At 66.8% G+C, this 26,042-nt stretch carries 25 protein-coding genes; 15 read left to right on the forward strand and 10 right to left on the reverse strand.

Features of this window, described 5'->3' with window-relative positions; all coding sequences use genetic code 11:
* Positions 1-9: 9 nt before the first annotated feature.
* The 4 genes from ACFRAH_RS02900 to ACFRAH_RS02915 form a co-directional block, all read right to left on the reverse strand.
* Positions 10-1,965 (reverse strand): hypothetical protein, encoded by a 1,956-nt coding sequence (locus tag ACFRAH_RS02900; RefSeq protein WP_377989409.1) that lies wholly within the window; start codon positions 1,963-1,965, stop codon positions 10-12.
* An 89-nt stretch (positions 1,966-2,054) separates the two neighbouring features.
* Entirely contained in the window at positions 2,055-3,032 is a 978-nt protein-coding gene (locus ACFRAH_RS02905; protein WP_377989410.1) for a DUF1524 domain-containing protein, read from the reverse strand.
* 213 nt (positions 3,033-3,245) lie between these two features.
* Positions 3,246-3,947 (reverse strand): DUF2306 domain-containing protein, encoded by a 702-nt coding sequence (locus ACFRAH_RS02910; RefSeq protein ID WP_377989411.1) that lies wholly within the window; start codon positions 3,945-3,947, stop codon positions 3,246-3,248.
* A 9-nt stretch (positions 3,948-3,956) separates the two neighbouring features.
* A complete protein-coding gene (locus ACFRAH_RS02915) occupies positions 3,957-5,018 on the reverse strand; it encodes an NAD(P)-dependent alcohol dehydrogenase (protein ID WP_377989412.1) in 1,062 nt (353 codons plus the stop codon).
* 112 nt (positions 5,019-5,130) lie between these two features.
* Here ACFRAH_RS02915 and ACFRAH_RS02920 point away from each other — a divergent pair, with 112 nt between their 5' ends.
* Positions 5,131-5,886 (forward strand): TetR/AcrR family transcriptional regulator, encoded by a 756-nt coding sequence (locus tag ACFRAH_RS02920; RefSeq protein WP_377989413.1) that lies wholly within the window; start codon positions 5,131-5,133, stop codon positions 5,884-5,886.
* Here the strand turns inward: ACFRAH_RS02920 and ACFRAH_RS02925 are convergent, their stop codons facing one another.
* Positions 5,887-6,660: a FadR/GntR family transcriptional regulator gene (locus ACFRAH_RS02925; protein ID WP_377989414.1), complete on the reverse strand. Its 774-nt coding sequence runs from the start codon at positions 6,658-6,660 to the stop codon at positions 5,887-5,889.
* Positions 6,661-6,756: 96 nt separating this feature from the next.
* On the opposite strand from ACFRAH_RS02925, the gene ACFRAH_RS02930 reads away from it, so the two are divergent.
* The 8 genes from ACFRAH_RS02930 to ACFRAH_RS02965 all read left to right on the forward strand — a co-directional run bounded on the left by ACFRAH_RS02930 (position 6,757) and on the right by ACFRAH_RS02965 (position 15,166).
* Complete coding sequence (locus ACFRAH_RS02930) at positions 6,757-7,635, forward strand: carbon-nitrogen hydrolase family protein (protein WP_377989415.1); 879 nt, start codon at positions 6,757-6,759, stop codon at positions 7,633-7,635.
* Between the two features lie 10 nt (positions 7,636-7,645).
* Complete coding sequence (locus ACFRAH_RS02935; RefSeq protein WP_377989416.1) at positions 7,646-8,998, forward strand: APC family permease; 1,353 nt, start codon at positions 7,646-7,648, stop codon at positions 8,996-8,998.
* 32 nt (positions 8,999-9,030) lie between these two features.
* Entirely contained in the window at positions 9,031-9,810 is a 780-nt protein-coding gene (locus ACFRAH_RS02940; protein ID WP_377989417.1) for a carbon-nitrogen hydrolase family protein, read from the forward strand.
* Positions 9,811-9,939: 129 nt separating this feature from the next.
* The gene (locus tag ACFRAH_RS02945) at positions 9,940-10,179 is read left to right on the forward strand and encodes a hypothetical protein (protein WP_377989418.1); all 240 of its coding nucleotides are present in this window, start codon (positions 9,940-9,942) and stop codon (positions 10,177-10,179) included.
* A 210-nt stretch (positions 10,180-10,389) separates the two neighbouring features.
* Complete coding sequence (locus ACFRAH_RS02950; RefSeq protein WP_377989419.1) at positions 10,390-10,887, forward strand: hypothetical protein; 498 nt, start codon at positions 10,390-10,392, stop codon at positions 10,885-10,887.
* Between the two features lie 487 nt (positions 10,888-11,374).
* Positions 11,375-12,763: an MFS transporter gene (locus tag ACFRAH_RS02955; protein WP_377989420.1), complete on the forward strand. Its 1,389-nt coding sequence runs from the start codon at positions 11,375-11,377 to the stop codon at positions 12,761-12,763.
* Between the two features lie 367 nt (positions 12,764-13,130).
* On the forward strand, positions 13,131-14,399 hold the full coding sequence (locus ACFRAH_RS02960) for a DUF1524 domain-containing protein (protein WP_377989421.1): 1,269 nt from the start codon (positions 13,131-13,133) through the stop codon (positions 14,397-14,399).
* 47 nt (positions 14,400-14,446) lie between these two features.
* Positions 14,447-15,166 (forward strand): excalibur calcium-binding domain-containing protein, encoded by a 720-nt coding sequence (locus ACFRAH_RS02965; RefSeq protein WP_377989422.1) that lies wholly within the window; start codon positions 14,447-14,449, stop codon positions 15,164-15,166.
* A 103-nt stretch (positions 15,167-15,269) separates the two neighbouring features.
* On the opposite strand, the gene ACFRAH_RS02970 is transcribed toward ACFRAH_RS02965, so the two are convergent.
* On the reverse strand, positions 15,270-16,013 hold the full coding sequence (locus ACFRAH_RS02970) for an ABC transporter ATP-binding protein (RefSeq protein ID WP_377989423.1): 744 nt from the start codon (positions 16,011-16,013) through the stop codon (positions 15,270-15,272).
* Between the two features lie 41 nt (positions 16,014-16,054).
* The gene (locus ACFRAH_RS02975; RefSeq protein WP_377989424.1) at positions 16,055-17,176 is read right to left on the reverse strand and encodes an ABC transporter permease; all 1,122 of its coding nucleotides are present in this window, start codon (positions 17,174-17,176) and stop codon (positions 16,055-16,057) included.
* Positions 17,177-17,350: 174 nt separating this feature from the next.
* Between ACFRAH_RS02975 and ACFRAH_RS02980 the strand changes: the two genes are divergently transcribed.
* Both ACFRAH_RS02980 and ACFRAH_RS02985 read left to right on the forward strand, forming a co-directional pair.
* Positions 17,351-18,595, forward strand: coding sequence for a sensor histidine kinase (locus ACFRAH_RS02980; RefSeq protein ID WP_377989425.1), 1,245 nt, complete (start codon positions 17,351-17,353; stop codon positions 18,593-18,595).
* Positions 18,592-19,251, forward strand: coding sequence for a response regulator (locus ACFRAH_RS02985; RefSeq protein ID WP_377989426.1), 660 nt, complete (start codon positions 18,592-18,594; stop codon positions 19,249-19,251). Before ACFRAH_RS02980 ends, ACFRAH_RS02985 begins: the two co-directional genes overlap by 4 nt.
* Positions 19,252-19,273: 22 nt before the next feature.
* Here the strand turns inward: ACFRAH_RS02985 and ACFRAH_RS02990 are convergent, their stop codons facing one another.
* Together ACFRAH_RS02990 and ACFRAH_RS02995 are read right to left on the reverse strand one after the other, a co-directional pair.
* Complete coding sequence (locus tag ACFRAH_RS02990; RefSeq protein ID WP_377989427.1) at positions 19,274-19,672, reverse strand: hypothetical protein; 399 nt, start codon at positions 19,670-19,672, stop codon at positions 19,274-19,276.
* A gap of 11 nt (positions 19,673-19,683) precedes the next feature.
* A complete protein-coding gene (locus tag ACFRAH_RS02995) occupies positions 19,684-20,007 on the reverse strand; it encodes a hypothetical protein (protein WP_377989428.1) in 324 nt (107 codons plus the stop codon).
* Positions 20,008-20,541: 534 nt separating this feature from the next.
* On the opposite strand from ACFRAH_RS02995, the gene ACFRAH_RS03000 reads away from it, so the two are divergent.
* The 4 genes from ACFRAH_RS03000 (at position 20,542) to ACFRAH_RS03015 (ending at position 24,348) form a co-directional block, all read left to right on the forward strand.
* Positions 20,542-21,144: a polysaccharide deacetylase family protein gene (locus ACFRAH_RS03000; protein ID WP_377989429.1), complete on the forward strand. Its 603-nt coding sequence runs from the start codon at positions 20,542-20,544 to the stop codon at positions 21,142-21,144.
* 184 nt (positions 21,145-21,328) lie between these two features.
* Positions 21,329-22,843 carry an MFS transporter gene (locus ACFRAH_RS03005; protein ID WP_377989430.1) on the forward strand — a complete coding sequence of 505 codons (1,515 nt, stop codon included), beginning with the start codon at positions 21,329-21,331 and terminating at the stop codon, positions 22,841-22,843.
* Between the two features lie 108 nt (positions 22,844-22,951).
* Positions 22,952-23,383 carry an ester cyclase gene (locus tag ACFRAH_RS03010; protein ID WP_377989431.1) on the forward strand — a complete coding sequence of 144 codons (432 nt, stop codon included), beginning with the start codon at positions 22,952-22,954 and terminating at the stop codon, positions 23,381-23,383.
* 209 nt (positions 23,384-23,592) lie between these two features.
* Positions 23,593-24,348, forward strand: a complete 756-nt coding sequence (locus ACFRAH_RS03015) for a DUF6994 family protein (protein WP_377989432.1) — start codon at positions 23,593-23,595, stop codon at positions 24,346-24,348.
* A gap of 50 nt (positions 24,349-24,398) precedes the next feature.
* Here ACFRAH_RS03015 and ACFRAH_RS03020 read toward each other — a convergent pair whose 3' ends face one another.
* Positions 24,399-25,634, reverse strand: a complete 1,236-nt coding sequence (locus ACFRAH_RS03020; RefSeq protein WP_377989433.1) for an MFS transporter — start codon at positions 25,632-25,634, stop codon at positions 24,399-24,401.
* Positions 25,635-26,042 lie beyond the last annotated feature (408 nt).

The raw sequence follows: 26,042 nt of genomic DNA on the forward strand, positions 1-26,042 counted from the left end.
CGTCGGCCGTCACGGGTTCGTCTGAGGCCGTAGCTGTTCGGCGGACGGTGCGGGGGCTGCGCCCTCCCGGGCGTTGTCCACTGTCCGGCCGCCCGCCGTCGGGCGTTCTTCCCGGAAGCCGAATCGTGCCGCCAGCGGCCTGATTCCGGTGCCGGTAAAGCAAAATACCCACAGCGCCGCGGACAGTGCATACACGGCGAGCCAGAAGGGAGTGGGCCGAAGAACCAAGACGGGAACCACGACGGCAAGGACGAAAGCCGTGACCAGGTAAGCGGCAACCTTCACCCAGGGATTACCGGCATCCCGGCCGACCCGCTCGTCCGTGTTCTCCGTGACTTGCCGCCCCCGCACCCGCTCCAGCAGTCCACGAAGGTGGGCGGCCCTGTCGTCGATCCGCCGGCGCGGCGGCCGGCGGCGGCGCTCCAGCAGGCCGTGAAGAATTCCCCAGACGGGACCGTTGAGAAAGCTGATCAGCGCACCGGCAAGCAACAGCGACACGAGGCCCAATATCCACCAGTCCGGCGACGGGGCGGGCGTCCAGTCATAGCGGCCCCCTGAGCACAGCCACGACGACCACCACGGATCAAGGCCCGCGCCGGGAGGCCCGCACTGCACGAGCGCTCTTGCCCACGGCGAGGCCCCCAGCCAGGACAGGACGGCGGGGGCCGCCAGCAAGCCCGTAAGAGCGCCAAGGAGCCTGGTCACGCCGAGGCTTTTGACCATGACCCGGTGCGGCCGGAGGCGCCTGTCGCCGGGATCGGGCCCGAACTGGACTTCTCCCTGTGGCCTGGCGGGAAGCAGGACCAGCGAAGCGAGCGGGTCGATCACCTCGATGCGGTTCTTCGAATACGTGATGTGGTCCTTGATCAGGGCGGACCGGTTGTAGACAGGATGTTCCTCCGGGCCGGGACCGCCGCTGCCGGGGCTCTTCCGGTCGTAGATCTTCCGGAAAACCGGGTCGTCGCCCAGCGCCTTGGTGCCGATGGGGCCTGCGGGAACGAAGTCGAACTTTCCCCACACGTTGATCCACCGGGTCCCGGGTGCGTTGGCGAGCCAGTCGGCCACCGGGTCCTCGCTGCGGCCGCCCCATTCGGCGTAGCCCAGCAGGCTCAGGCCGCTGCCGACGCTGACGAAGTTGGTTGCCCGGGCCCTGCCCGCGTTCTGGAAGAGCAGCTGCCCGGAGATGGCAGCACCCTGGCTGTGCGCCACGACGGTCACATCGACGCCGGATGCGTGGTCCCAGCGCAGCAGCGTGTCGCTCACCCGCTGCCGCATGGCGGCCGCCTGCAGGGGCTTGCGCTTCCAGACCTCGGGGTCGCCGAGGAAATCCGCGAACAGCGTCACGAGCTTGCCCAGCCACCGCCGGGCGCCGGGCACCTGGGCCAGGATGACGAGCACCAGCAGCACCAGCAGCGCGGCGGCCAGCAGGAAGATGCCCACTACCGCAACGGCCGCGTACAGGCCCACCTGGATGAGCCGTTTCGCCAGCCACTTCAGGCTGCGCGGATTGCGCCCGCCGGGGTAGAGGTTCCAGAAGACCAGTTCCAGGAACCGGTCGTACACGAGCCAGGCGGTGGCGAACGCCCACCAGTAGGTGGATGTTGCGTTGGCCGGCGTGAAGTCGGATCCCCAGGAGGCCTCGGTCATGAGAATGCGGACGTAGTCCGGCTGCCGGTCGCTGGTGTAGTCGCGCAGAACGCTGACCACGACTTCAGGCGCCTCGCCCACGGCGTGGGCCTGATCGATGGTGAGCGGCGGGTCCTCGTTGTCTCCGGCGACGTCGACCGCGAGGTCGAACAGGCTCTGCATGAGCGGCTGCGCCCACTCCTGAAGCGTGCCGCCCTTCAGCGCCTTCCCCATGCCGTGCACGAAGACCACTACGTGGTCCGGCGGCCGCACCGCGTCAGGGTGCGCCGGTGTCGCCCCGTTGCCGCTGAAGTCGAAGGGCACTGTCCCCGTAGCCATAGCTAATGATCCGCCCCGGGGTCCGGCCGGGAAAGGGGTCAGCCGCCGTCGTCGTGCTGTCCCCTGACGACGGCGGCAGTCCGACGGCGTTAGTCGGCGGCAGCACCGCCGTCGGCACCCTGAACAGGAACTGCATGAACGGGACCTCCCGAGCCGGGAGCGGCGATCATCGCGACCGTGATGCCGCTGGCAATGCTTCCGGCGTTGACGGTGACCACCGTGGGCGGCCCGCCCGGTCCCTGCTCGCTGTACCACTGGTCGGACGTGCCGCTGGTGCCGCCGAGGAACTTGACCGTGTAGCCGCCCGGCGGCAGGCCTGTTAGTTCGTAGAAGCCCTCGGGCCGCACCCGGGTTTCCCGCACCACCCGGTGGCCCGCGTTGTATGCCCGCACCCGGATGAGGCTGTAGAGCGTGCCGGACGGAGCCCCGATGCCGCCGATGATCGACGCCGGGCCCACTCCGGGGCTGAGTCCGAGCGGCGGAACGCCGGCCGGCTTCTCGCCGCAGGTACCCGCGTCTGTTGTGTCTATGAGCGTCTTTAGCGTCTCGTATTCGGCGGGATCTATCGTGAGGTTCCACCGGGCCTTGACCCATACCCATTCGGCGGCGTAGTTGCAGTTGCCACCGTCATAGGGCGGCAGCCAGCGGGCCGGGTCTGACGATCCACGCTCGGCATTCGTGCTGGCTGTCAGGACCCTCAACGCCAGGCCATTGGACAGATCGTTCGCGAAGTCCCGGCGCTGCTTCGCGGTCCATGCCCAGGCACCCGAGTGCCAGGCTTCCTCCAGTGGGACGAGGTGGACGACGTCCACGTCGTCGGGCTCCACCAGGACATTGCGGTCCCAAACGGAGACCCACTGGGGATGGAGAACCGTGCAGGGCGACGCCAATGTCTGGTCGCTGGCGAACGCGATGAGGACGCGCTCGCGGGTGGTGCACCCGTGCTCATCGAGCACGGGGTATTCGAACGCGGACTCATCGAAGGCAGGGCCCGACGGCGCCTTCCGGACCAGGGTGTTCAGCAGGGCCCTGTTGTTGGCGTCTCCCGGGAACGGATACCCGCTCACCGGCGAAGCCATGCTCTGGCTTGTGCTTCCAGCGGCGCCCGGCGGCGGCTCGGCCGGGTTCGCGGCCCCGCTCGCGCAAAGAGCCAGAAGGCTGGCTGCCACCAGAATCATGCAGTGCTTCACAGCTCGCTTCATCGCAATGCCCGACCTTTGCGCGTCATGACTGTGGCCGGATCCTACTCCCACTTATCGGGCTGCAACAGTGGCCGGGACTTAGCCTGAGGCGGACCGAGACCGGCGGCGGATGACGTATTCGGCCACGGCCAGGTTGATCATCCAGGCAGCCCCCATGAGGAGGGCCCGGGTTGTCACATCAGGCGGCCCCGTCAGGAGCTCGGGGATGATGAGGATCATGGCCTGGGTTCCGGCGGCGATTCCTATGGCGTAAGCGCGGGTCATCCAGGCGCCGTGTTTGACGAAGTCCCTCCGGCCGATGGCAAGAACTCCGAGAATCAGGCTCACCAGCATGGCGCTGCCGAAGAGCAGCCGCAGGATGAGCAGGAGGAGCCCGTCGCTGGCTGGAAGTTTGTAGAACAGCGCCATCCACAGCCCGGACAGAGCCACCAGGAAGCCGGCGGGTAGCAGGACGCGTCCTGCTGCCCGGTGCCAGCTGCGCCTGCCCAGCCGAAGGGAAGGGCTGAACTGGAAAGCTCCCAGGAGGGCGTAGACCGTGGCGCTGACGGTGTGCGTGATAACCGGGACAGGGGAGGTGAAGAACCTCTCGTTCCGCGGCGTGATGGTGGCGCCGCCGGTCAGTTCGGTGAGGCGCGCCGCTCCGGCGAGCACAGGGATGAGGGTGAGGAGGATCAGGCCGGCGGGCACCAGCCAGCCGTACCGCCGTCGTCGTCGGGAGCCGGACCGGGCGTTGCCGGTCTGACCGGGAAGGTGTGCGGAGGCAGCTCTGGTGGCGTTCACTGGAACCTTCTACTCGCCGGCGATGCGGACGACGACGTTTCCCCGTTTGCGTCCGATGTCCACAAAGCGGTGCGCCCGGACGATCTTGGGAAGGGCGTAGGTGCGGTCGACGACGGCCCTGTAGCGGCCCGCCTCCGCGAGGCGGACCAGCGAAGCCAGGTCTTCGGTGGTGTACCTGAGCTTCAGGTCGCCGACGGTGACGAGTTTTCCGCTTCTGCGGCTGTTGGCGGGCGCCCGGAGTATCCCTTTCAGATCGGCGACGACGAGGAGCAGTTTCCCGCCCGGGTTCAGGCTGCCGGATACCCGGCTGAAGGGGGCGTTGCCCACGCAGTCCATGATCACGTCGTAGGTGCGGTCGCCGGCGGTGAAGTCCTCGGCGGTGTAGTCGATCACCCGGTCTGCGCCCAGCGAGGTCACCAGGTCCCGGTTTCCGTTGCTGCAGACGGCCGTGACATGGGCTCCGAGGTTCTTGGCCAGCTGCACTGCGGCCGTGCCCACCGCGCCGGAGGCGCCGTTGATGAGTACGGAGTCACCGGGCTTGATATCGGCACGGGCCAGAAAACCGCGGGCGGTGAGGCCGCCGAAAACGAGCGTGACGGCCTCCTCGAAATCCATGTTGCGTGGTTTGGCCGTGATGGCTGCGTCCTGGGCCACCGTCACGTATTCGGCGTGGCCGCCGAACTTGGCCCCGAGCATGGCGACCACCTCGTCACCGACGCCAAACCTGTTCACGTCCGAGCCGATGGCCTCGACCACGCCGGCGACGTCCATTCCCAAAACCCTGTGCCGTGGGCGGAAGATGCCAAGTCCGAGGGCTGTCAGGATTTCCAGGCCCGCGGGAACGGAGCGGCTTCTGGCACGGTGGTCGGCCGCGCTGAGCGTGCTGGCGTGGACTTTGATGAGGACCTCGTCCGGACGCGGTGCCGGCTTGGGGATTTCTTCAAGGCGCACCACCTCGGACTGGCCGAAGCGCTGGTAGGTGGCTGCCATCATGGTGACGCCTGAGTGACCGTGGCGGTCCGTCCGGGCCGGATGCCGGCTGAGATCCGTCCCTGCTTGCTGTGCCTTCATGGGAAGCTCCTCGTTACCCATTGGTGTACGGCGTACACCTTATGGAAAAGAGGTTAGGTGTACGCAGTACACCTGTCAATGCCCTAGATTGGAATCAGCGAAAGGATGGTCTGTGACCCAGCGGATTGAAGGGCAGCGGCGCGCGCGGCTGAACCGGCAGCGCGTGCTGCAGGCTGCCGTCGCGCTGGCGGACGAGGCCGGCATCGACGAGCTCAGCATGCGCAGGCTCGGGCAGGAACTGGGCGTCGTGCCGATGGCGCTCTACAAGCATGTCGCCAACAAGGAGGAGCTCCTCGACGGCATGGTCGAGGCGATCATCTCCGAGATTGACCCGGCTGGGATCGACCCGGCGGCGGGCGGCGAAGACTGGAAGAACGCGGTCAGGCTGAGGGTGCTGTCGGCCAGGGCCGTGCTCCAACGCCACCGGTGGGCGCGGCAGGTTCTGGAATCACGGACCAACCAGACCCCTGCCGTCCTCGGGTACATGGACTCCTTCATCGCCATGTTCCTGGCCGGCGGCTTCACGGTGGACCTCACGCACCACGTCATGCACGCCATGGGCAGCCGCATCTGGGGCTTCACCCAGGAGCTGTTCGATGACTCTGCCGGCCCCGGCGGGGGAGGCAGCGTTGAGATGTCACCCGAGGCGCAGGCTGCGGTCTTCCAGGAGATGGCGGCACGCTACCCGAACATCCTTCAGGTGGCCACCGCCGCGAGCCATGACGAAGGATCCGTGGTGGGGCATGGCTGCGACGACCAGTTCGAGTTTGAATTTGCGCTCGACCTGCTCCTGGACGGCTTTGAACGGCTCCACCGGCAGGGGTGGACGTCACGGCAGGCCAAAAAGACCCAGGCTAAGGGAGGCTGATTACGCGGGCGCAGGCCCCGAGCCGCCGTCGGCCAGCCCCATGAACATGGTCCGGTGCAGGATGTCCACGTGTTTGCGTGAAATTTCGACGGCGGTCCCCACGTCGCCGGCGCGCAGCGCCGCCACCAGGTCGATGTGGTCGCAGTTGGACTTGTGCAGCAGCTCGATGGGGTAGGGGATGAAGTAGGCATACAGCTCGGCCAGCGTCTCGTGGTAAACCCCGACGGCGGTCCCCAGGCAGGACGCCGTGCCCACCAACTGGTGGAACTGCTCGTCCGCCAGGTGGTACGCCGACCAGTCCGTGGAATCCGCCATCTCGCGGGTCAGACGCTCCAGTTCGTCGAGCTGCTCGGCCGTTGCGTTGACCGCCGCGTAGTGCGTCACCGCGCATTCGAACAGCAGCCGCCGGTCCACCAGCCGGTTCACGGCCTGCGATTCGGCCGGTGACGCGGTGAGTTCCGCGAGCACGGAACGCGGCGGATCGTCCGCCACGAACGTTCCGCCGGCCCGGCCGCGGCGGCGCACCACCACGCCCTGGTCCGCGAGGCTCGCCAGCGCGCGGCGGGCGGTGATCGGGCTGACAGAGAGGCCCAGCGCCACGTCCTCCTGGTCCGGCAGGCGTTCGCCGGGCTTCAGGAGCCCCAGCGAAATGGCCATGCCGATGCGCAGCCGGACGGCGTCGATGGCGCTGCGGCGGTCGATTCCGGCCAGGGCTCCGGCGCCGATGGGGGAAGCGCCGGCGGGGGAGGAGGTGTCCTCCAACTGACGGGTCATACCCGCTACTCTACGGCCCACCCGCGGCCCCTTCCCATAATTAGATCATTCTGATCTAATATAGTGCAGATCACACCCCAACGCGGAGACAAACCCATGCAACGCATCCTTCCCCTCATCGCTGCCCAGGCCCGGCCCCGGCTGATCGGCGAACCCGTCTCGGCCTTCGCGGACGAGGTCACGGCAGCCCTGGAGACCAAGCCGGGCAGCAAACTGGTGGTCTTCCCGGAGCTTCATCTGTTCGGCGACGGGAACCCGGACCGGCAGCGCACCGAGGCGCTGCAGGATTCGGCCGAGCCGCTGGACGGCCCGCGCGTCAAGGAGCTGAAGGAGCTCGCCGCGGACCTGGGCATCTGGTTGGTGCCGGGCAGCGTCTGCGAGCGCGGCCCGGAAGGCCAGCTGTTCAACACCCAGCTGGTCCTCTCGCCGGAGGGGGAGCTGGCCGGCTACTACCGGAAGATCTTCCCCTGGCGCCCGTTCGAGCCGTACGACCCCGGCGACCGGTTCACCACCGTGGACCTGGCCGGGATCGGCCGGGTGGGCCTGAACATCTGCTACGACGCCTGGTACCCGGAGGTGTCCCGCCAGCTTGCGTGGATGGGCGCCGAGGTGATCCTCAACGTAGTCAAGACCACCACCCCGGACCGCCGGCAGGAGCTGGTGCTGGCCAAGGCGAACGCCATCGTGAACCAGGTGTTTGTAGTCAGCGTCAACTGCGCCGGCCCCACCGGCATGGGCCACAGCATCATCGTCGACCCCGAGGGCAACACCATTACGGAAGCCGCCGACGACGCCCCGGTGCTGCTGACAGCGGACCTGGACCTGGCCGCCGTCGGGCACGTCCGCACCCACGGGACGGAGAACCTCAACCGTCCCTGGTCCCAGTTCCGGGACGGCGAGGCCGCCGTCGAACTTCCCGTCTACCAGGGGCGGATCAATCCGCTGACCTGGACGCCCCCCACTTTCAATGCCTAAGGAAACCCACGTGACCACTCCAACCCTGACCCGCACGCTGAAGCTGCCGTCGCTGGTGCTGTTCGGCCTGGCGTACCTGACCCCGCTGATCGTCCTGGCCATCTTCGGCCTCATCGCCGAGACCACGGGCGGGGCGGCGCCGTCGGCCTACCTCGTGGCGATGGTGGCCATGCTGTTCACCGCGCACAGCTACGGCCGCATGGCCATTGCCTACCCGGTGGCCGGTTCCGCCTACACGTACGTGCGCAAGTCCATCGATTCCCGGGTGGGCTTCCTGGTGGGCTGGGCGATCCTGCTGGACTACCTGTTCCTGCCCATGGTGATCTGGCTGATCGGGAGCTCGTACCTGAACGCGCAGTTCCCGGGCGTGCCCATGTGGCTGTGGATCGTGGGCTTCATCCTCATCACCACGGTCCTGAACATCCTGGGCATCAAGGTGGCGGACAAGGCCAACTACCTGCTGATGGCGTTCCAGATTCTGGTGATCGTGATCTTCGTGGCGCTGGCCGTCGGCAGCGTGGTGTCCGCCTCCGGCGCTGGCGGCCTGGTGAGCACGGAGCCGTTCGTCAACGGCACGTCCAGCTTCGCCACCATCTCCGCCGGCGCGGCCATCGCGGCGTACTCGTTCCTGGGGTTCGACGCCGTCACCACCCTCACCGAGGAAACCGTGGACCCGCGCCGGAACGTGCCCCGGGCCATCATGCTTATCGCGCTGATCGGCGGCGGCATCTTCGTGGCGGTCTCCTACGTCACGCAGCTGGTGCACCCGGGCGGCGTGTTCGAGGACTCGGCCTCCGCGGCGAGCGCCATCGCGCTGCAGATCGGCGGGCAGGTCTTCGGCTCGGTGTTCCTCGCCGGGCTGGTGGTGGCGCAGTTCGCCTCCGGACTTGCCGCGCAGGCCAGCGCCTCCCGCCTGGTCTACGCCATGGGCCGCGACTCGGTGCTGCCCAAGGCCATCTTTGGCCGGCTGAACGCGAAGTTCCACACCCCCGTGGTGAACCTGGTGGTCACCGGCGTCGTGGGCCTGATCGCGATCTTCCTGGACGTGGCGACGTCGACGTCGTTCATCAACTTCGGTGCCTTCACCGCCTTCACGCTGGTGAACGTGTCCGTGGTGTTCCACTACGTGCGCCGGCGCCGGGCGGGGGAGCAGCTGAACGTTGTTTCATACGTCGTGGTTCCTGCTGTGGGCGCCATCGTCTGCGCGTACCTGCTCTCCCAGCTGGACAGCAACGCGATTACGCTGGGACTGTCGTGGCTGGCGCTGGGCATCGTGGTGCTCGCCCTGATCACGCGCGGCTTCCGCGCGGCGCCGCCGGAAATGACGACGACGGAGAAGGCCACCGTGGAGGCCGCCGCCTAGGGTTTTTCGGGAACTTTCGGGAGGAAACTGAGGTGAGAATAGCGCTCGGGCAGCTGGAGTCCGGAACGGACATTGCGGCGAACCTGGCCGCGATCGACCGGTTCGCCGCGTCCGCCGCCGCCGACGGCGCCGCGCTGGTCGCCTTCCCGGAGTACGCCACGTACGAGAAGAAGATCGTGGACGCCTCGTTCCCGGCGGCGGCCGAGCCGCTGGACGGCCCCGTCTGCCGGGAACTCGCGGCCACCGCGGCCCGCCACGGCATCACGCTGGTGGCGGGCGTGGTGGAAACGTCCGATGAGGAGGGCCGGGCGTACAACACGCTGGTGGCGTTCGGGCCTTCCGGTGAGCGGCTGGCCGTGTACCGGAAGATCCACCTTTTCGACGCACAGGGCTTTGGGGAGTCGACTTTTATCAAGCCGGGGCCGTCCACCGAGCCTGTGGTGTTCGAGGCCGGGGGAGCGGTGTTCGGCCTGATGACCTGCTACGACCTGCGGTTCCCGGAGCTGGCCAGGTCCCTGGCCGACGCCGGTGCCCAGGTGCTGCTGGTCTGCTCGTCCTGGGTGCCGGGCACGCACAAGACGGAGCAGTGGCTTTCTTTGAACGCGGCGCGTGCGATCGAGAACAGCGTGTACGTGGCCGGCGTCTGCCAGGCCCCGCCGGTGTCCGTTGGCCGGAGCCTGCTGGTGGACCCGATGGGGTACGTTGAGGCCGACCTCGGGCTGGAGCCGGGGGTTCGGGCCGTGGAGGTTTCGCTCTCTACCGTGGCGCGGGTGCGGGAGCAGTTCCCGATGTTCCGGCAGCGGCGGCTGTAGTTCGTTTACGCCTCGTCAGAAATCAGAGGCACCAAGGGTTTTACCCCTAACGAGTCGAAGGACGTTGTTGGAGGACTCGCTGAGAAGAACATCGTGCGTGGATACAAGAGCATTCGCTAAGATCGGCTAATGATTGATGAACTTGAAGTAATTCCAGACCTGCCGGACGACATCAAGAACGACCCCAAAGCCCTGTACGACATGCTTGGCGCGGTTGTCTATAACCTTCAGAACCACTTCCTGAAGTTCCCCTCAAAGGATCTGAAGAACCAGTACACACTCCAGATGCACTTGGGAGATGACCAGTCGGTGGTTTTCGCCGCCAAGGTAGTTCCGGAGTGGGGGCCTGAAGGCGACAAAGTCGAATAAGCAGTCTCGACGCAGTAACTGAATACATACAAGCCCTTTGGTGCCCATGACCAGAGGGCCTTTTCATGCCAAATGGCCCTCAGTCTTTACCGGCAACGCTGCTCCGACTTACATGGGCTTCAACCTGGTTCCACGCAGCCTATTTTCAAGTTCCCTCAAGGCATCTGTTTTGTCTCCTGACGGGTGCTTTTGTGGGATATAAGTAAAAACATGTCGGAAGAAACCCTGAAATTCATTCTCACGCTACTTGGCGGAGCCACCTTTGGTGCAATCATTGCTGGCCTCTTTGCAGTCTTCAATGCTTGGAGGATGAGTGTCAGGGAGACGCAGAAGTGGCACCGCGAACAGAAGATGGACGCCTACGTCAACTTCCTTGAAGACGTGCAGAGGTTCATTCATGCCTTCGCCCGGTTCCATAGCCTGGGACCTGTGATCCTCAAGGACGCTAAGGAAGCCGGTAAGACCATACGCAATGAAAAGCTACTCGTCGTCGCTTCTGCTGAAGTTCGTCAGGCACAACGTGAGCTCGGACTCGCCGTAGTCCGCGCCCGAGAGTACCTGGATAGGTTTTCAACCACTGACGTGCGCGATGAACCGAGGCTCACCCACCTCAGCACGGAGATGGCCAAGAAACGTGACGCATTCCTCGTCGCCATCCAAAACGACCTGAAGCTGCCCGTCGGCCAAGCACTGAGTACGACCGAGTAGCTGATAGTACTTTCGGAACGATTTTTCTGCTGGCGGGCAGGGGTAGCGTACACAACTTGGTCACCGTGTCGTGAGCTGAATTTGCGTGGAGCGTGCACTTCCCCGGCAACCCGCTGAACCATCTCGTGGAGCTGTGCACCCCAACCCCGCATTCCGCTCGTTTCGTGGGCGCCGCTGTCCGGCCTCCCACCCACATGCCAACCTCAGCATCGATGTTAGCGGTACGGACCCGAACCCCCTGCGGGCACCTTCACCGGAATGCCACGGGTCCAGCAACGCATGGCTGAGAAACCTCGTGGTCCTGAATGCTTGGTCATTGGACCACCACAACCGCAGAAGACCGCTGGCTGAAGCCGCAAACGAGATGCGGGACTTTGGCCTTGCTCTCGCACTTCTGTATTTGCTGGTCGGCCTGGGGCCAGCTCGCGCGCCCCAAGCGTAGACGGCAAGATTCGGCACCGACTTCACTTTGCGGAAGACTGTTGCCGTGAGCAACTCTCCCCGAAACGGCAGCCAGACGCGCCAGCGCACCGGCCTTGCCGTCGCCGGCCTCAGCCTGGGCACGGCGCTCAACCCGCTGAACTCGTCGATGATCGCCGTCGCACTTGTAGTGCTGCGCGAGGACTTCCGGCTCGACGTCGCCACGGTGACCTGGGTGATCACCGCCTTCTACATCACCTCGGCCGCTGGCCAGCCGCTGATGGGACGGCTGGCCGACAGGTTCGGCCCGCGGAAGCTCTTCATGCTTGGCATGGGGCTGGTGGCCGTTTCGTGCGCGCTGGCGCCGTTCTCGCCCAACTTTGTGTTCGTCTGCATCGCCCGCGCGCTCATGGCGCTGGGCACGGCGACGGCGTACCCCAGCGCGGTCGTCATGGTCGGCGCCCTGGCGAGGCTTGCCGACACGACCTCCACAAGGCCGCTCGGCCGCATCCAGATGGCCAACACGTCCGGTGCGGCCGTCGGTCCGGTGGTGGGCGGGCTGCTGGTGAGCCTGGTCGGTTGGCAAGCTCTGTTCCTGATCAACGTTCCGCTCGCGCTGGCCGCGCTGCTTATCGTCCGGAAGGTCGCCCCACCAGACGAGCGCAGGGAGCAGGGCAGTATCGCCACCCTGCTGCGCGACTCGGACATCCCCGGCATCCTCGCCTTCACCGGCGGCCTGGTGCTGCTGCTCATGGGCTTGCTGAACGCGCTGCCCGGATATCGCTGGTGGCTGCTCAGCGGGGCCATGGTCCTGGCAGTCCTGTTTGCCTGGCGGGAACTGCGCTTCGACCGGCCGTTCCTGGACCTGCGGCTGCTCGGCCGGAACCGTCCACTGCTGCTGGTGTACCTGGGCTTCACCGTGTTCAGCGGCGTCTACTACTTCGCCTTCTTCGGGCTGCCGCAGCTGCTGCAGGAGGCCGGCGGCTACAACCCCGGGGTGGTCGGTGCGCTGATGCTGCCGCTGGCAGCCATGTCGGTCGTCGTTACCCCGCTCGCCGTCCGGGCGATCGACCGATTCGGCGTACGGCGAGTGCTGCTGGCCGGCGTCGTCCTTCTTGCCATTGCGGCAGCGGCACTCTGGCTCCTGACCGCGTCGTTCTTCCCCCCACTGGTGTTGCTGCTGACAGCCCTGATGGGCGTGCCGTACGGGTCGGTCAGCCTCGCCTCCAATCAGGGGCTGTACGTCTCCGCCGCTCCCGAGGACAGGGGAGTGGCCGCCGGGATTTTCCAGACCTGCCGGTACGTCGGCGCTATCAGTGCCACGGTGATGATCGGCATCTTCTACGGCACCGGCGTGAACCAGGAGAACTGGGGCAGGGTGGTGCTGGTGATGCTGGTGCTGAGCGCGGTGACGTTCGTGGTGTCTCTGCTGTGGAGGGAGCGGAAGGCGGCGTAAAGACGACGGCGGCGGCTGTCGCGCGCACGCAGCTCACCTGCGGCCCGCTGGCCTACTCCGAACGTTAAGCACTGGATTCCCTTTGCGACGGGCATTCTCAAGATTGGCTCAAGACTGAATCAGCGTTAGCCCAAGATCAGCGCACTTTCCGTTTCCCCGGCATACCGAGAAATAGGCTTTTCGGTAGCAAGATTTTGGCTTTAGACAAAGGGCCCGGCTATTCGCCGGGCCCTTATTTAATGGGGAAAACATGTCGCGGTATGGAATGCCTTTGGGCGCGTTAGGGTCGGGCGCGGGGCCGGCCCCGAGAACGCCTAAAAAGCCGCGCGTCTCCACCTGGATTGTCGGGGGCCTCACTGCGCTGTTCATGATCATGGGGGCGTTCAGCGGTGGCCTCGGAGGCGCGCTGGTCTTCCTCGCCATCACGGCCGCCCTTACTGGTCTATATGTCTTAGTGACTGGCCGCCGTTCGTGGGCCTGGCTTCCGGCCAAGCGGAAGGCGGGGGCTATCGCCGTCGCCGTTTCCTTTGCCCTGTTTATCGGCGGTGCTGCCGCGTTGCCGCGGGCCGTCACGACCGATCCTCAAGCCGCGTCATCGGCGGGCACAACATCGCCAGCCGACGCGAGCGCAACTGCCAAAGCGACGCCGACGCCGTCGTCCGCCCCGACCGCACAGACGACGGGCGCTCCTCTGGATCCTGACAGCCCCGATGTCATGGCGCAGGGCGCCGGCGTAGTGGCGGCCAAGTCGCAGCCTGCCTACGCCACGAAGGCGGTTGACCTGCTGGCCACCCTTCCCGTCAAGGGCCGCGCGCCCAAGACGGGCTATGCCCGGGCGCTGTTCGGGCAGGCGTGGGCCGACGTTGACCGCAACGGTTGCGACACACGTAATGACATCCTCAAGCGCGACCTCACGGGCATCAGCTACACCAACAGCGTGGCCTGTAAGGTGCGGTCCGGGACACTGGCGGACCCTTACACCGGCACCATCATCAACTTCCTGCGGGGGAGCGCCACCAGCAGCGCCGTGCAGATCGACCACGTTGTTGCCCTCAGCGACGCCTGGCAGAAGGGCGCACAGCAGCTGACCGCGGAACAACGGACGGCGTTCGCCAATGACCCGTTGAATCTCCAGTCGACGGACGGCCCCACCAACATGCAAAAGGGCGACGGCGACGCCGCTACCTGGCTGCCGCCGAACAAGGGCTTTCGGTGCGAATACGTTGCCCGGCAGATTTCGGTGAAGGCGACGTACAGCCTCTGGGTCACCCAGGCGGAACACGACGCGATGGCGCGGATCCTGGCCAACTGTTCGGGGCAACTGACGCCAACAAACGAGAAGGCACCAGCGGTGGCGGCACCCGCACCTGCCCCTGCTGCCACGCAACCCGCACCCGTCGTGGCAGCGCCTGCCCCGGCAGCGCCGGCTCCGGCTGCCGCTGCGCCGGCCCCGGTTCCTGTTGCTCCGGCACCTGTGGTGCCTGCACCCGTTCCCGGTGTGCCGGCACCGGCAACTGCCTACTACGCCAACTGCGCGGCGGCGAAGGCCGCAGGTGCCGCGCCGCTGTACGTCGGGTCACCGGGCTACCGGCCAGCGCTGGATCGCGACTCCGACGGTGTTGCCTGTGAACGCTAGACCAAATTCCATCACTCCACCAATTTCAATTTTCCGAGGGGGAAAAAATGAAAAAGACAATCACACTACTGGTGCTGGCAGGCCTCATGCTGACTGGATGCGGTAGCCCGCAGACGGACAAGCAGGCGGCAGCCCAGCCTACAGAAACTGCAACGGCCACCGCCACGGCCACTCCAGAGACGGTCACTGTTCCAGGAGTGGTGAGCCTGACTCTTGCTGAAGCCACGGATCAACTCGAAGCTCTCGGATTCGAGGTCGACGCCGTGGATATCGTCGACGGCAAGACGATCGTCCTGAAGAAGAACTGGCAGGTGATGTCGCAGGACGCCGCGGAAGGTGCGCAGGAGGCAAAGGGGGCCACCGTTCACCTCAGCGTCAAGTCCCTGGAAAAGCTGGCGGCGGAAAAGGCGGCCGCAGACAAGGCCGCGGCTGACAAAGCTGCGGCGGTGAAGGCGGCAGCGGTGAAGGCGGCTGCAGCAAAGAAGGCTGCTGCAGATAAGGCGGCCGCTGACAAAGCTGCCGCAGCGAAGGCCGCGGCGGACAAAGCTGCGGCAGATAAGGCAGCAGCAGATCAGGCTGCCGCCGAGAAGCTGGCCGAACAGCAGGCGGCCGTACAGCCGGCGCCCGTCGTACCTGCCGCGCCGGCGGCTGCCTACTACGCCAACTGCGCTGCCGCCCGGGCCGCAGGCGCCGCGCCGCTGTATGCCGGGCAGGCTGGCTACAGGGCAGGTCTTGACCGCGACCACGACGGGGTGGCCTGCGAGTAGCAGTCGTCGCTGACGTCAAAGCCGTGGATACCCTCGTTTTCGGGGGTATCCACGGCTTTTGACGTTTGCCTGCCGTGGGCTTTTTACATGGGTGAGCGCACGACTACGCCGCCGCCACCGGCGCGCTGAGCCTGCCGTCCCGCATCGTGGCCACCGCGTCGGTGATCGGCACGAACTCCGTGTCGTGAGTGACCATCACCGTCGCCACCCGGAATTCGTCCGTGACCCTGCGCAGCAGCCGGACGATCGAGGCGCTGCGTTCGTGGTCCAGGGCCGCCGTCGGCTCATCCACCAGCAGCACGCTCGGATCGCCCATCAGGGCCCGCGCGATGTTCACGCGCTGGCGCTGGCCGCCGGACAGCTGGTGCGGGCGCTTGTCCGCGTCCGCGCCGAGCCCGACCAAATCGAGCAGGTCCGCGGCTTTCTGCCGGGCGGCCTTGAGCGGCTTCCGGCGCAGGTGGTCGCCGATGATGAGCTGCTCGGCGGCGGTCAGCGACGCGAGCAGGTTGGGCTGCTGGAAGATGATGCCCACCGTGTCGCGGCGCAGCGCCGTGAGTTCCCGGTCGGAGAGGCCGGTAATGTCGGCGCCTCCGATCGCCACCAGTCCGGCCGTGGGGCGGGTCAGCGTTGCTGCAACAGCCAGCAGGCTCGACTTGCCGGAGCCCGACGGACCCACGAGCGAGACCATCTGCCCGGCCCGCACCGCAAGGCTGACGCCGTCGAGGGCTTTCACCGTGCCGTCGCCGTCGGGGTACTCGAGCGTGACATTGGCCAGGTTCAGGGGGACGGGCCGGGAGGCGGAAGGTACGACGGCGGAGGCCGGGGAGGCAGGCGACGTGAAGGACATGCTGTTGGTTCCTTTGTGGAGTGTTGGGAGAGTCAAGGATGTTAGTTGCCGCCGAGGGCGATCAGTGCGTCCACCTTGGTGACGCGCCGGACGGCCAGTGCGGCCCCGGCCAGGCCCAGGGCGATGACCCCGAGTACCGGGAGCAGTGTGGTGGCGGGCGTCAGCAGGAACGGCGCGGCTTTAGCAGCGAAGGAACCGCCCAGGATGCCGAGCGCGCCGCCGGTGCCGGCCCCGGCCAGCAGGACAATGGCCGCCTGCGTGAGGGCGTCGCGCAGGACGTAGGATCCGGAGCCGCCCAGGGCCTTCAGGACCGCGACGTCGCGGGTGCGCTGTACCGTCCACACGGTCAGGAAGGCCACGATGACCAGCGCGGAGATGCCGTAGAGGAAGGCCTGCATCAGCATCAGCGAGCCGTTCTCGCTCTTGAAGGAGCCCAGCGCCTGGAAGGAGCCGGTGCGGGACGCGCAGACAGTGCGGGCGGCGGTGTTCGCCGCGGACTCGTCAACGCTGCTGCCGTCCCGGTAAGTGACGGCGAGGATGGTGCCCAGCTGCCGCGGGTCGGTGAGGTGGGCCAGCCGGGCCCAGTCCGGAAGGGCGGTCCACACCACGCTGGTGTGCGAGTACCACTGGTCCTCCACCACGGCGCTGACGGTCAGGTCGGTGCCGCCGACGCTGGCCGTGTCGCCCGCAGTGAGCGAGAGGTCCCGGGCCACGGTGCTGCCGATCACCGCGGTGCCGGGCTCGACGGCGGCCGGCGCCAGCCCGCCGTCGGGCGCCACACCGAACACCGCGACGTTCGCGGTGCCGCCCGTGGCGGAGCCGGGACTGCCGGCCTGCAGGCGGGCCTGGCTGATTCCGACGGCCTCGGCGGCGTCCACGCCGGGGATGCGCCTCCACGCGTCCAGTTGTGCGACGCTCACCGCGCTCTCGGTGTAGGACGCCTTGGGCTCGCCGGCGCCGGGGGCGCCGAAGACGATGGTGTCCGCCGGCCGGGATCCGCCGGTGCCGGTGCCCAGCTTGGCGATGGCCGACGTCGACTGGTCACCAAGCCCGGCCGTGAGTCCGGAGAGCATGACTAGGAGCAGCGTGATCAGGGCGACAATGCCGGCCATGAGGGCGAAGCGGCCCTTGGCAAAGCGGATGTCGCGGAGGGCAAGAAACACAGTGGCACTTCTTTCGGTTGATGGGGGCAGCGGGATCGGTTGCTGTCTCCACTCTCCGGTGTGGGCCTGCCGCCAACATGGGGGAGAAGGATGATCCGCGCGGGACGGGCGGTTGATTCCGGAGTCAACCGATCGGTTGATCCGGGCGGGAAATCCACGGCATATGCTGAAACAATGTCTGCTCCGCCGTCCGGGACCGCGATCCTGCTCTTCCTGCGGGTCACCCTTCATGTCGGCTTCGCCGTCCTGCTCGGCGTGGCCACGCTGGGGCTGCTGACTGGCGGCGGTGTTAACGGCAGCCGGTACGGCTGGGCGGCGCTCGCCGCGGTGCTGGCGGGTGCTTACCTGGCCGGAACGCTGGTGGAGAAGCGCTTCGCCGCGGGCAAGTCCGGCTTCGACCCGCGGCGGTACGCGGTGCTGTGGCTGGGAACCGTCACGGTGCTGTGGGTGATGCTGCTGGCCGGCAGCGCGGACTTCTCCTGGCTGGCCTTCCCGCTCTTCTTCCTCCACCTGCACGTCCTGCCGCGGCCCGTTGCCCTGGTGAACATCGCACTGCTGACGGCGGCGGTGATCGCCTCGCAGTGGGCGGCCGGCGGGGAGCCCGTTCCGCACGTCGCCCTGGTGCTGGGGCCGCTGGTGGGCGCGGCCTTCTCGGTGGTGACGGGGCTGGCGTACCGGGCGCTGTACCGGGACGCGGAGAACCAGCGCCGCGCGGCCGATGAGCTGCGCCGCACCCGCGCGGATCTGGCCAGATCCCAGCACGACGCCGGTGTGCTGGCCGAGCGGGAACGGCTCGCCCGGGAGATCCATGACACCCTCGCCCAGGGGCTGTCCAGCATCCTGCTGGTGGCCCGCGCTGCGGAGAAGTCGCTGCGCGACGGGGATTCGGCCGCCGCAGGGGAGCGGCTGGCGCTGGTGCAGCAGACCGCCGCGGAAAACCTGGCGGAGGCGCGGCATTTTGTCCGCGGCCTGGCTTCCCCGCAGCTGAAGGAATCGTCGCTGGTGGACGCGCTGCGCCGGCTCTGCGACGAAACGGAGGCGCTCGCCGCCGCCCGTGGATCCGGTCTGCGGTGCCGGCTGGAGGTGGAGGGCGGCCCGGCTGAGCTGCCGCAGCCGTATACGGTGGCGCTGCTGCGGGCCGCGCAGGCGAGCCTGGCCAACGTGCGGGAGCACGCCCATGCGGGCACGGCCGTGGTGACCCTGGCGTACCTGGGCAACGAGGTGACGCTGGATATCTTCGACGACGGCGTTGGCTTCGACCCGGCGGCTCCTCGACCGGAGGGGCGCGGGTTCGGGCTGCGCTCGCTGCGGGAACGCGTGGCGATGCTGGGCGGCTCGCTGGACCTGGAGTCCGCGCCCGGCGAGGGAACAGTGGTGGCGGTCCGGCTGCCGCTCGAAGCCTCGGAGAATCAGGCGTGACAGAGGACATCCGGGTGCTGCTGGTGGACGACCACCCCGTGGTCCGCGCGGGCCTGCGGGCGATGCTCACCGAGTTTGACGGGATCTCCGTGGCGGCCGAAGCGGCCCACGGGGAGGCGGCGCTGCAGGAGTTGGCCCGGCTGGCCGCCCACGGCGGGCGGGTGGACGTGGTGCTCATGGACCTGCAGATGGGCGCCGGCATGGACGGCGTGACGGCGACGTCAAGGATCCGGCTGCTGGACAACGCGCCGCCGGTGCTCATCCTGACCACCTACGACACCGACGCCGACATCCTCGCAGCCGTCGAAGCCGGCGCCAGCGGCTACATGCTCAAGGACGCGCCGCCGGAGCAGATCCGGCAGGCGGTGCTCGCCGCCGCGGCCGGGCAGACTGCGCTCGCCCCGAGGGTGGCCGCACTGCTCATGGGACGGATCAGCAGCCCTGCCCCCGCGCTCACACCGCGGGAGGTCCAGCTGCTGGAGCGGCTGGCCACTGGCCTGTCCAACCGCGCCATCGCCAAGGAGATGTTTATTTCCGAGGCCACGGTGAAGACCCACCTGGTGCACATCTACGAGAAGCTCGGCGTGGACAACCGCACGGCGGCCATCGCCGTGGCGACTGAACGGCGGATCATCCGGGGGCGGGGTTCGCGGTGACCGGTAAGCCCGCCGGCCGGGACTATGTTTCCTCGGCGCGGGGCAGGCGGTCGAACCCGGCGTGAAGGTCCCGGACAATGACCGTTGCGTCGCCCAGGAGCCTCGCCTTGGCGTGGAGCTGTGCAACGAGCTCCTCGGTCGGGGTTCCAAACACTTCGATGGACCGCATCTTGAGGAGCGGGGCAATGGGCGCGAATTTTGGCCCCGCCACCTGCATGTGGAACTCCAGTGACGCTACGTCCGGGTGGAAGTGCAGGACGCTCATCGTGGAACCGTCTGCGGAGAAATAGGCGCGGTAGGCGAGGATCCGGGGCTCATTCAACTTCACGAACTCGGCCAGCTCGGCCATGGCCGTTTTGAGTTCCTCAAGCTTTCCGGCCTGGACCTCGGAGGTGTCCAGGTAGGCGATGAAGTCATCCATGCCGGGCAGCTTTAGTGCCCCAGGCGCCGGATGCGGGCCAGCCGTACCAGCCGCCTGAACGCAAGGATGAAGACCAGTTCGATCAGTACCATCAGCCCGAGCATCAGCCAATGCCCTTGGGCGATGAATACGATGGCACCGGTGAGGACCAGCACGGTTCCAAGGGCCAAGGCATACACAGCGAACCCGAGGGCCACCTTGGCACTGCGCACGCCGGTGCGGAAGCCAAAGCCCTGCGGCTGTCCGCCGGGCAGTCCCTGGACGCGGTCGGGCCCTGCGGGCGGGAGCCGGTCGAACTCCTGCCACAGATCCTCGTGGTGATCCCGGTCGGTCATGCTTCCATTATCCCGCGCCGTGGGTGGCAGACGGGTACGGAAAAATCAGCGCCACCAAGCACCACTATGACGCAGTTCGGGTACGCGCGGGGTCCGGCAGTTAGGCTGTTCGCTGACGCCATTTTCAACCGACATGGCATAGGGGCGGCCGTCCGGCAGGGACGGAAGACTGGGCGGCGTGGATGGCTGCTGCCCTGTCCGGATTGGGGGAGTTTCTTCGTGCCGTTGAATGATCTGCCCGGTGCCTGTCCGCCGCGGAGGGGAATCATCATGGCCTTGGGTGCAGCGATGGTTTTGAATGGCTGTGTGTCACGGGATGCCGGGCAGGGCGTCAAGCCTGGTCCGGCTCCATCTGGGGCAGACCCTACAGTTCCTGCGCAGCCATCGATACCGGGCCCAAGGCTATCCGTTCCGGCCGTAAGCCTCCGTCCGGACCGGGCACACGTGGTGACGGCTTTCGCCGGACGGGCTCCCCGGGTTTGGGGTCTTGAGCCGCCGGGCGTTGCGCTCATGCTTCCTCCAGGGACCCAGGCGGTGGCGCTGACCTTCGATTGTTGCGGAGGGCCCGGCGGAAGCGGTTTCGACCGGTCATTGCTTACCGCGCTGGAAGCCAACAAGGTTTCCGCCACATTTTTCTTGAACGCGCGCTGGGTGCGCTCCAACCGGTCACTGACACGGGAGCTGGCCGCAAACCCCCTGTTCGAGATCGCCAACCACGGCACCACCCACCGTCCGCTGTCGGTCACCGGGCGAGCGGCCTATGGCATCACCGGAACGGCGGACGCGCGCCAGGTGTATGACGAGATTATGGGAGCCCAGGCTGAGCTGTCCGCGGTCACGGGCCGGCCACCGCGGTTCTTCCGCTCCGGAACGGCCCACTATGATGACGTCGCCGTCGAAATCTGCCGCGCACTGGGCCTGGTGCCGGTGAACTTCATTGTCAACGGCGACGCCGGCGCGACCTACCCCTCGGCCGTCGTGAGGGATGGGCTTCTCTCCGCCCGTCAGGGCAGCATCATCATCGCCCATGCAAACCGGCCAGAGGCCTGCACTGGCGCCGGCGTGGCGGCCGCCCTGCCGCTCATGAAGCAGCGGGGCGCTCGGTTCATCCGGCTCTCGGACGCCCCGCCGCCGTGACCGGAACCGGGCGGCTGGGGGAACGCACGACGGCGGCTGCCCGGGCCATGTGAGTCGGCTGCGGTTTTCATTGTTGTGCCAGTAGGGCAGTGGGAAGATGGTCGGAGAGTTGGGCACTGAATTGGGGGTGCCGGCAGAGCGGCGGCGCGTGTCCAGTCCAAGAGGCAGGGACGGTGACCGAGCCATGACAGAGCACCCTTTGAAGCAGCGGCGGCTGCGCGTGTCCGACGTCAACGTCGTCAACCACCGCACGCTGCGGAAGGCGCTCGGCGGGACCATCGTGGGAAACACCATGGAGTGGTACGACGTCGGCGTGTTCGGCTACCTGATCACCACCATGGGCCCGGTGTTCCTGCCCGAAGCGGACAGGGCGGTGCAGAACCTGTTCCTGCTGGGAACCTTCGGCGCCACGTTCATCGCCCGTCCCCTGGGCGGCATCTTCTTCGGCTGGCTGGGCGACAAGATCGGCCGCCAGAAAGTGCTGGCCATGACCCTGTTGATCATGGCCGCGGCGACGTTCGTCGTCGGCCTGCTTCCCGGCTACGCGGTGCTGGGGATCTGGGCGGCGGTGCTGCTGGTGGTCACCAAGCTGATCCAGGGCTTTTCCACCGGCGGCGAGTACTCCGGCGCCACCACGTTTGTGTGCGAGCATTCGCCTGACCACCGCCGCGGGTTCTTCGTCAGCTTCCTGGATATGGGCAGCTACCTCGGCTTCGCACTGGGTGCCGGGATGGTGTCCGCCCTGCAGCTGATCCTGGGCCAGGGGCAGATGGAGGCGTGGGGCTGGCGCATCCCGTTCCTCATCGCCGGCCCGCTCGGCGCCGTCGCCATTTACTTCCGCATGAAGATCGAGGAGTCGCCCGCCTTCAAGGCCACCCAGGAGGCCGAAGCCGTAGCCGCCGCCCACCACGAGACTGGAGATGAACTCCGCCCCGTTGGACCGGTGGGAATCTTCAAGGACCACTGGCGCCACATCGTGCTGGCTATGATCCTCGTGGCGGCCGGCAACACTGTGGGCTACGCGCTGACGTCCTACATGCCGACGTACCTGACCACCAACAAGGGCTACGACGAGATCCACGGGACGCTGCTGACCGTTCCGGTGCTGGTGGTCATGTCCCTCTGCATCCCGCTGACGGGACGCCTCTCGGACAGGATCGGGCGCCGCCCGGTGCTCTGGATCGGGGCCATCAGCACGGTGGTTTTGGCGCTCCCCGCGTTCCTGCTGATCGCCGTCGGCACAGTTCCCGCCACTCTCGCCGGCCTGGCGATGATCGCGTTTCCGGTGGCGTTCTTCGTTGCCATACTCGCGTCTGCGCTGCCGGCACTTTTCCCCACGGCGCACCGCTATTCTGCGATGGGCATCGCCTACAACTTCGCCGTCGCGATCTTCGGCGGCACCGCCCCGTTCATCATCGCCGCGCTCATTCAAGTAACAGGCAACGACCTGATGCCGGCGTTCTACCTCATGTTGACGTCGGCCATTGCAGCGGTTGCCATCTACTTCCTGCCGGAATCCGCCAAGCGGCACCTGCCGGGGTCGATGCCCAGCGTGGACTCCGAAGCAGCCGCCCGCGAGTTGGTGGCGACGCAGGACCACAACCCGTTGCTGGAGATGGACACTCTCCCGTTCGACAGCAGTTACGAGGAGGCGCAGGCGGCGCATGGGGACCGCCCGAACCGGCCGACGGTGATGTGAAAAAGGCGGATGATCCGTCCCGATTCGGCCACAGCAACTGAGCGTTGACTACGATCGCCATAGGCCTACCATGAGGCGCATCAGGACATTTCAAGGAGGAGATGTGTGATGTCACGCGCTGAAGTAGAGCAGCTCGACGACCGCGGCATGGCGGCCTGGGACCAGCACGACACGGCGGCGTTCGCCGGCCTGCTGGCCGATGATTTCACCTTTGAGGACGTCATGGCGCCTGCGCCCTTCCGCACGCGGGAAGAGGTTCAGGCCTACATGAACGCATGGTTCGAGGCGTTTCCGGACATGCACGCCAGAACCACCAGAAGGGTGGTCAGCGACGACGAGGTGGCGGCCGAAATAGAATTCACCGGAACCAACACCGGGCCGCTGCATATGGGAGACAAGGAGATTCCGGCGACGGGCAAGTCGGTGACCGGGACGGGGACTTACTTCGCGTCCGTCCGGGACGGGAAGATCGTCTCCTTCCGCGCCCATCCGGACGTCGCCTCAATGATGGGGCAACTTGGGCTGATGCCCGGGATGTGAACTGGGAAGGCAGGAGCAGAGCAGGAAAAAGGAGGCCGGCATTCCGGCCTCCTTTTTCTACTGGCTCACACCACCGCACTCTTTGCGGGCGGCAGGCCCGCCAGCCCGCCCGCGTAAGGACAAAGGCCGATGGCGACCGGCAGCGCCGCTGCGACGGGCGCTGCGCGCGCCAACCCGACGTAGTTTTGACCTGCGCATACACTTCCAACATGCGCGTTTTCGATACTTCTTTTGACTACAAGGCTGACAAGCCTGCGAAGAGCAGGCCCGACGCCGACAGGGACAGTCCGACACTCCGGTCGGACCATGAATTGCTGTGGACCAAGAAGCTTAACTCCGGCGTCCTATTTGCCCCGGCCGCGCCGCCGGCTCGCCGGGACGGCTACCTCATCTTCACTGACGCCTCCGGGGCGAGGCACTGGTACGGCAGCGACGCCATCACCCACTCCTACACGGGCTGGCTACGTCCAAAGTCACTTACCGAGGCCACCGCCTCGCTGAACGAGGAGCAGCGGTCCCGCTACGTAAACCCGCCGTACACCATTGGCAGTTCTATGATTTGGCCCGTCAGGTCGAAGGACCGACCCACCATGAACCAGGCACGGGTCCGGGGTCGGATCGGTGACCGCATGGACCTCACCCTGGAGTGCATCAGGCGTCACTACGCAGGAGAGCCAGAGAGCCCCCTCGCCAGTGTCATCAACGCCTACGCGGACTTCTTTGCGCTCTTCGACGGCTTCGCGGAGTTCGTGGACTTCTTCCACCTACAAGACCTCGTGACGCCCGACTATAACGGGGTTCGGTTCTACCTGCCGTTCGACAACTTCAAACGCATCGGAACACCGACTACAACCGAAGAGTACGTGACCTATAGGGAGGCCACGCTGGAGTTCATCGCAGGACGGAACCGCCGGATGGCCAAGTGGGTCACGGAGCACCACCCAGAGATTGAGGTTCGCCAGTAGCGCCTTGAGCCGATGGCGTCCTAAATAGGAATCGTGGCGAAGTCTTGCTGCTAGTGCTGCAGCGCCGGCACCGCGGTTTCCGGTTCTGACCAGCCGCGCTCCTTGCGGCCGGCCGGGTAGGCGTGCCGCTTGCCGGCCAGCGTGATGGCAAGGGCGACGACGACCGGCAGGGCCGCAGCGACCGGAACCATGAGCGGGCCGGCCAGGACCAGTGCGGCGGAACCGTAGAGGGCTCCTACGGTGATGCCGAGCTGGATGGTCAGGACTGTGAGGCCGTTGGCGGCATCGCGGTATTCGCCACCGGCGCGGAGGATGGCGGCCTGGTTGAAGATGCCAATTGCGCCGAGGCCTGCACCCCAGACAGTCATGAGCACCATGGCGACCGGGAAGATTCCTCCGCCGAGCGGGAGGAGGAGCATCGCCACGGCGATGGCCGCCGTCGTGATGATGAGCGAGCGGCGGGGGCGGGTGTCCACGGTGATGCCGGCGATCCAGATGCCGATGAGGCCGGAGGCGCCGAGGACGGTGAGGGAGAGGCTGATGGCGTAGTCGGGCAGACCGGCTTCGCGGATGAACGGCGCGATGTAAGTGAAGAGCGCGAAGTGTGCCAGGACCAGCAACGGCCAGGCGATGGCAACCGACTTCACCCCGGGCTGCGCGATGGCCATGCGCATGGAGGGACGGACGGCGTCGGGGCTCCGGCGGACGCCGGGCAGCAGCCAGAGGGCCAGTCCGGTCAGCAGCAGGCCGAAGCCGGCGAGGAAGAGGAAGGCCGCGCGCCAGCCGAAGAAAGTTCCCAGTGCCGTTCCGAGGGGAGCTCCGATGGCCAGGCCGAGGCTGTTGCCGCTGAAGACGATGGCCAGAGCCTTGCCCACCTTATCGGCCGGGACCACGCGGGAGACAAACGGCGCCATGGTGGTCCAGAGCAGGCCGTGCGCCAGGCCGCCGACCAGCCGGGCGCCCATGGCCGCTGCGAAGTTGGGGGCGAGGCCGACGAGCACGTTGCTCAGCGCGAAGGTCAGGACGAGCGAGACGAGCAGCGTCTTCCGCGGAACTCTGGATAGCAGCCGGGCGGCCGGGATCACCGTGACCACGATGACGGCGGCGTAGGCGGCGGCGAGGTAGCCGGCCACGGGCTCGGACACGTCCAGGCCGTCGCTGATCTGGGGCAGCAGGCCGGACGGCAGGAGCTCGGTGGTGATCGCCGTGAAGGCGATGGTGGCGAGGACCAGCATCGCGGCGAGCGGGAAGCGTTTGGGCGCAGGCAAGGGCAGGGCGGAAGACATGGGGGAGTGGATCCATTCAAAGGGGGTGGCGCGGAAAGGGACGTCGCTGGCCCGGAAGTTCCAACCACAAAGTTACCGGACTTATTCATCGTGAGGCAGGGTCTGTCAGACCCTGTCTCGTCGACTACGGGCGAAGACGAATTCGGCACCATCTGTCCGAGTAACAAAAGCGGCCTGGTGAAACTGTTAAAAACGGAAACCCCGTCATGGTGACCATGCCGGGGCGCGTCACACATATGGGGGCGCCTGTCGATGCGACTATATTCTAAGCATGCTTACCAATGGGGTCAGTCCGCTAACAGCACGGTCGGGCCTGAACCGGGGTGAACGTCTGGGTTGTTGCGGTACTTCCCAACAGGACCGCGCGCCTATGGGTAAAGTCACCGCAACGATGTAGGACGGAAACGA

The organism is Arthrobacter sp. NPDC056727 (genome assembly GCF_042790555.1).
Classification (GTDB): Bacteria; Actinomycetota; Actinomycetes; order Actinomycetales; family Micrococcaceae; genus Arthrobacter.

Coding starts and splice junctions, on each gene's coding strand:
- ACFRAH_RS03005 (WP_377989430.1), top strand. CDS start 21,329: ATGACAGAGCACCCTTTGAAGCAGCGGCGGCTGCGCGTGTCCGACGTC.
- ACFRAH_RS02925 (WP_377989414.1), bottom strand. CDS start 6,660: ATGACCCGTCAGTTGGAGGACACCTCCTCCCCCGCCGGCGCTTCCCCC.
- ACFRAH_RS02960 (WP_377989421.1), top strand. CDS start 13,131: ATGATCATGGGGGCGTTCAGCGGTGGCCTCGGAGGCGCGCTGGTCTTC.
- ACFRAH_RS03015 (WP_377989432.1), top strand. CDS start 23,593: ATGCGCGTTTTCGATACTTCTTTTGACTACAAGGCTGACAAGCCTGCG.
- ACFRAH_RS03020 (WP_377989433.1), bottom strand. CDS start 25,634: ATGTCTTCCGCCCTGCCCTTGCCTGCGCCCAAACGCTTCCCGCTCGCC.
- ACFRAH_RS02995 (WP_377989428.1), bottom strand. CDS start 20,007: ATGACCGACCGGGATCACCACGAGGATCTGTGGCAGGAGTTCGACCGG.
- ACFRAH_RS02945 (WP_377989418.1), top strand. CDS start 9,940: ATGATTGATGAACTTGAAGTAATTCCAGACCTGCCGGACGACATCAAG.
- ACFRAH_RS02980 (WP_377989425.1), top strand. CDS start 17,351: ATGTCTGCTCCGCCGTCCGGGACCGCGATCCTGCTCTTCCTGCGGGTC.
- ACFRAH_RS02965 (WP_377989422.1), top strand. CDS start 14,447: ATGAAAAAGACAATCACACTACTGGTGCTGGCAGGCCTCATGCTGACT.
- ACFRAH_RS02900 (WP_377989409.1), bottom strand. CDS start 1,965: ATGGCTACGGGGACAGTGCCCTTCGACTTCAGCGGCAACGGGGCGACA.
- ACFRAH_RS02990 (WP_377989427.1), bottom strand. CDS start 19,672: ATGGATGACTTCATCGCCTACCTGGACACCTCCGAGGTCCAGGCCGGA.
- ACFRAH_RS02930 (WP_377989415.1), top strand. CDS start 6,757: ATGCAACGCATCCTTCCCCTCATCGCTGCCCAGGCCCGGCCCCGGCTG.
- ACFRAH_RS02915 (WP_377989412.1), bottom strand. CDS start 5,018: ATGAAGGCACAGCAAGCAGGGACGGATCTCAGCCGGCATCCGGCCCGG.
- ACFRAH_RS02950 (WP_377989419.1), top strand. CDS start 10,390: ATGTCGGAAGAAACCCTGAAATTCATTCTCACGCTACTTGGCGGAGCC.
- ACFRAH_RS02970 (WP_377989423.1), bottom strand. CDS start 16,013: ATGTCCTTCACGTCGCCTGCCTCCCCGGCCTCCGCCGTCGTACCTTCC.
- ACFRAH_RS03010 (WP_377989431.1), top strand. CDS start 22,952: ATGTCACGCGCTGAAGTAGAGCAGCTCGACGACCGCGGCATGGCGGCC.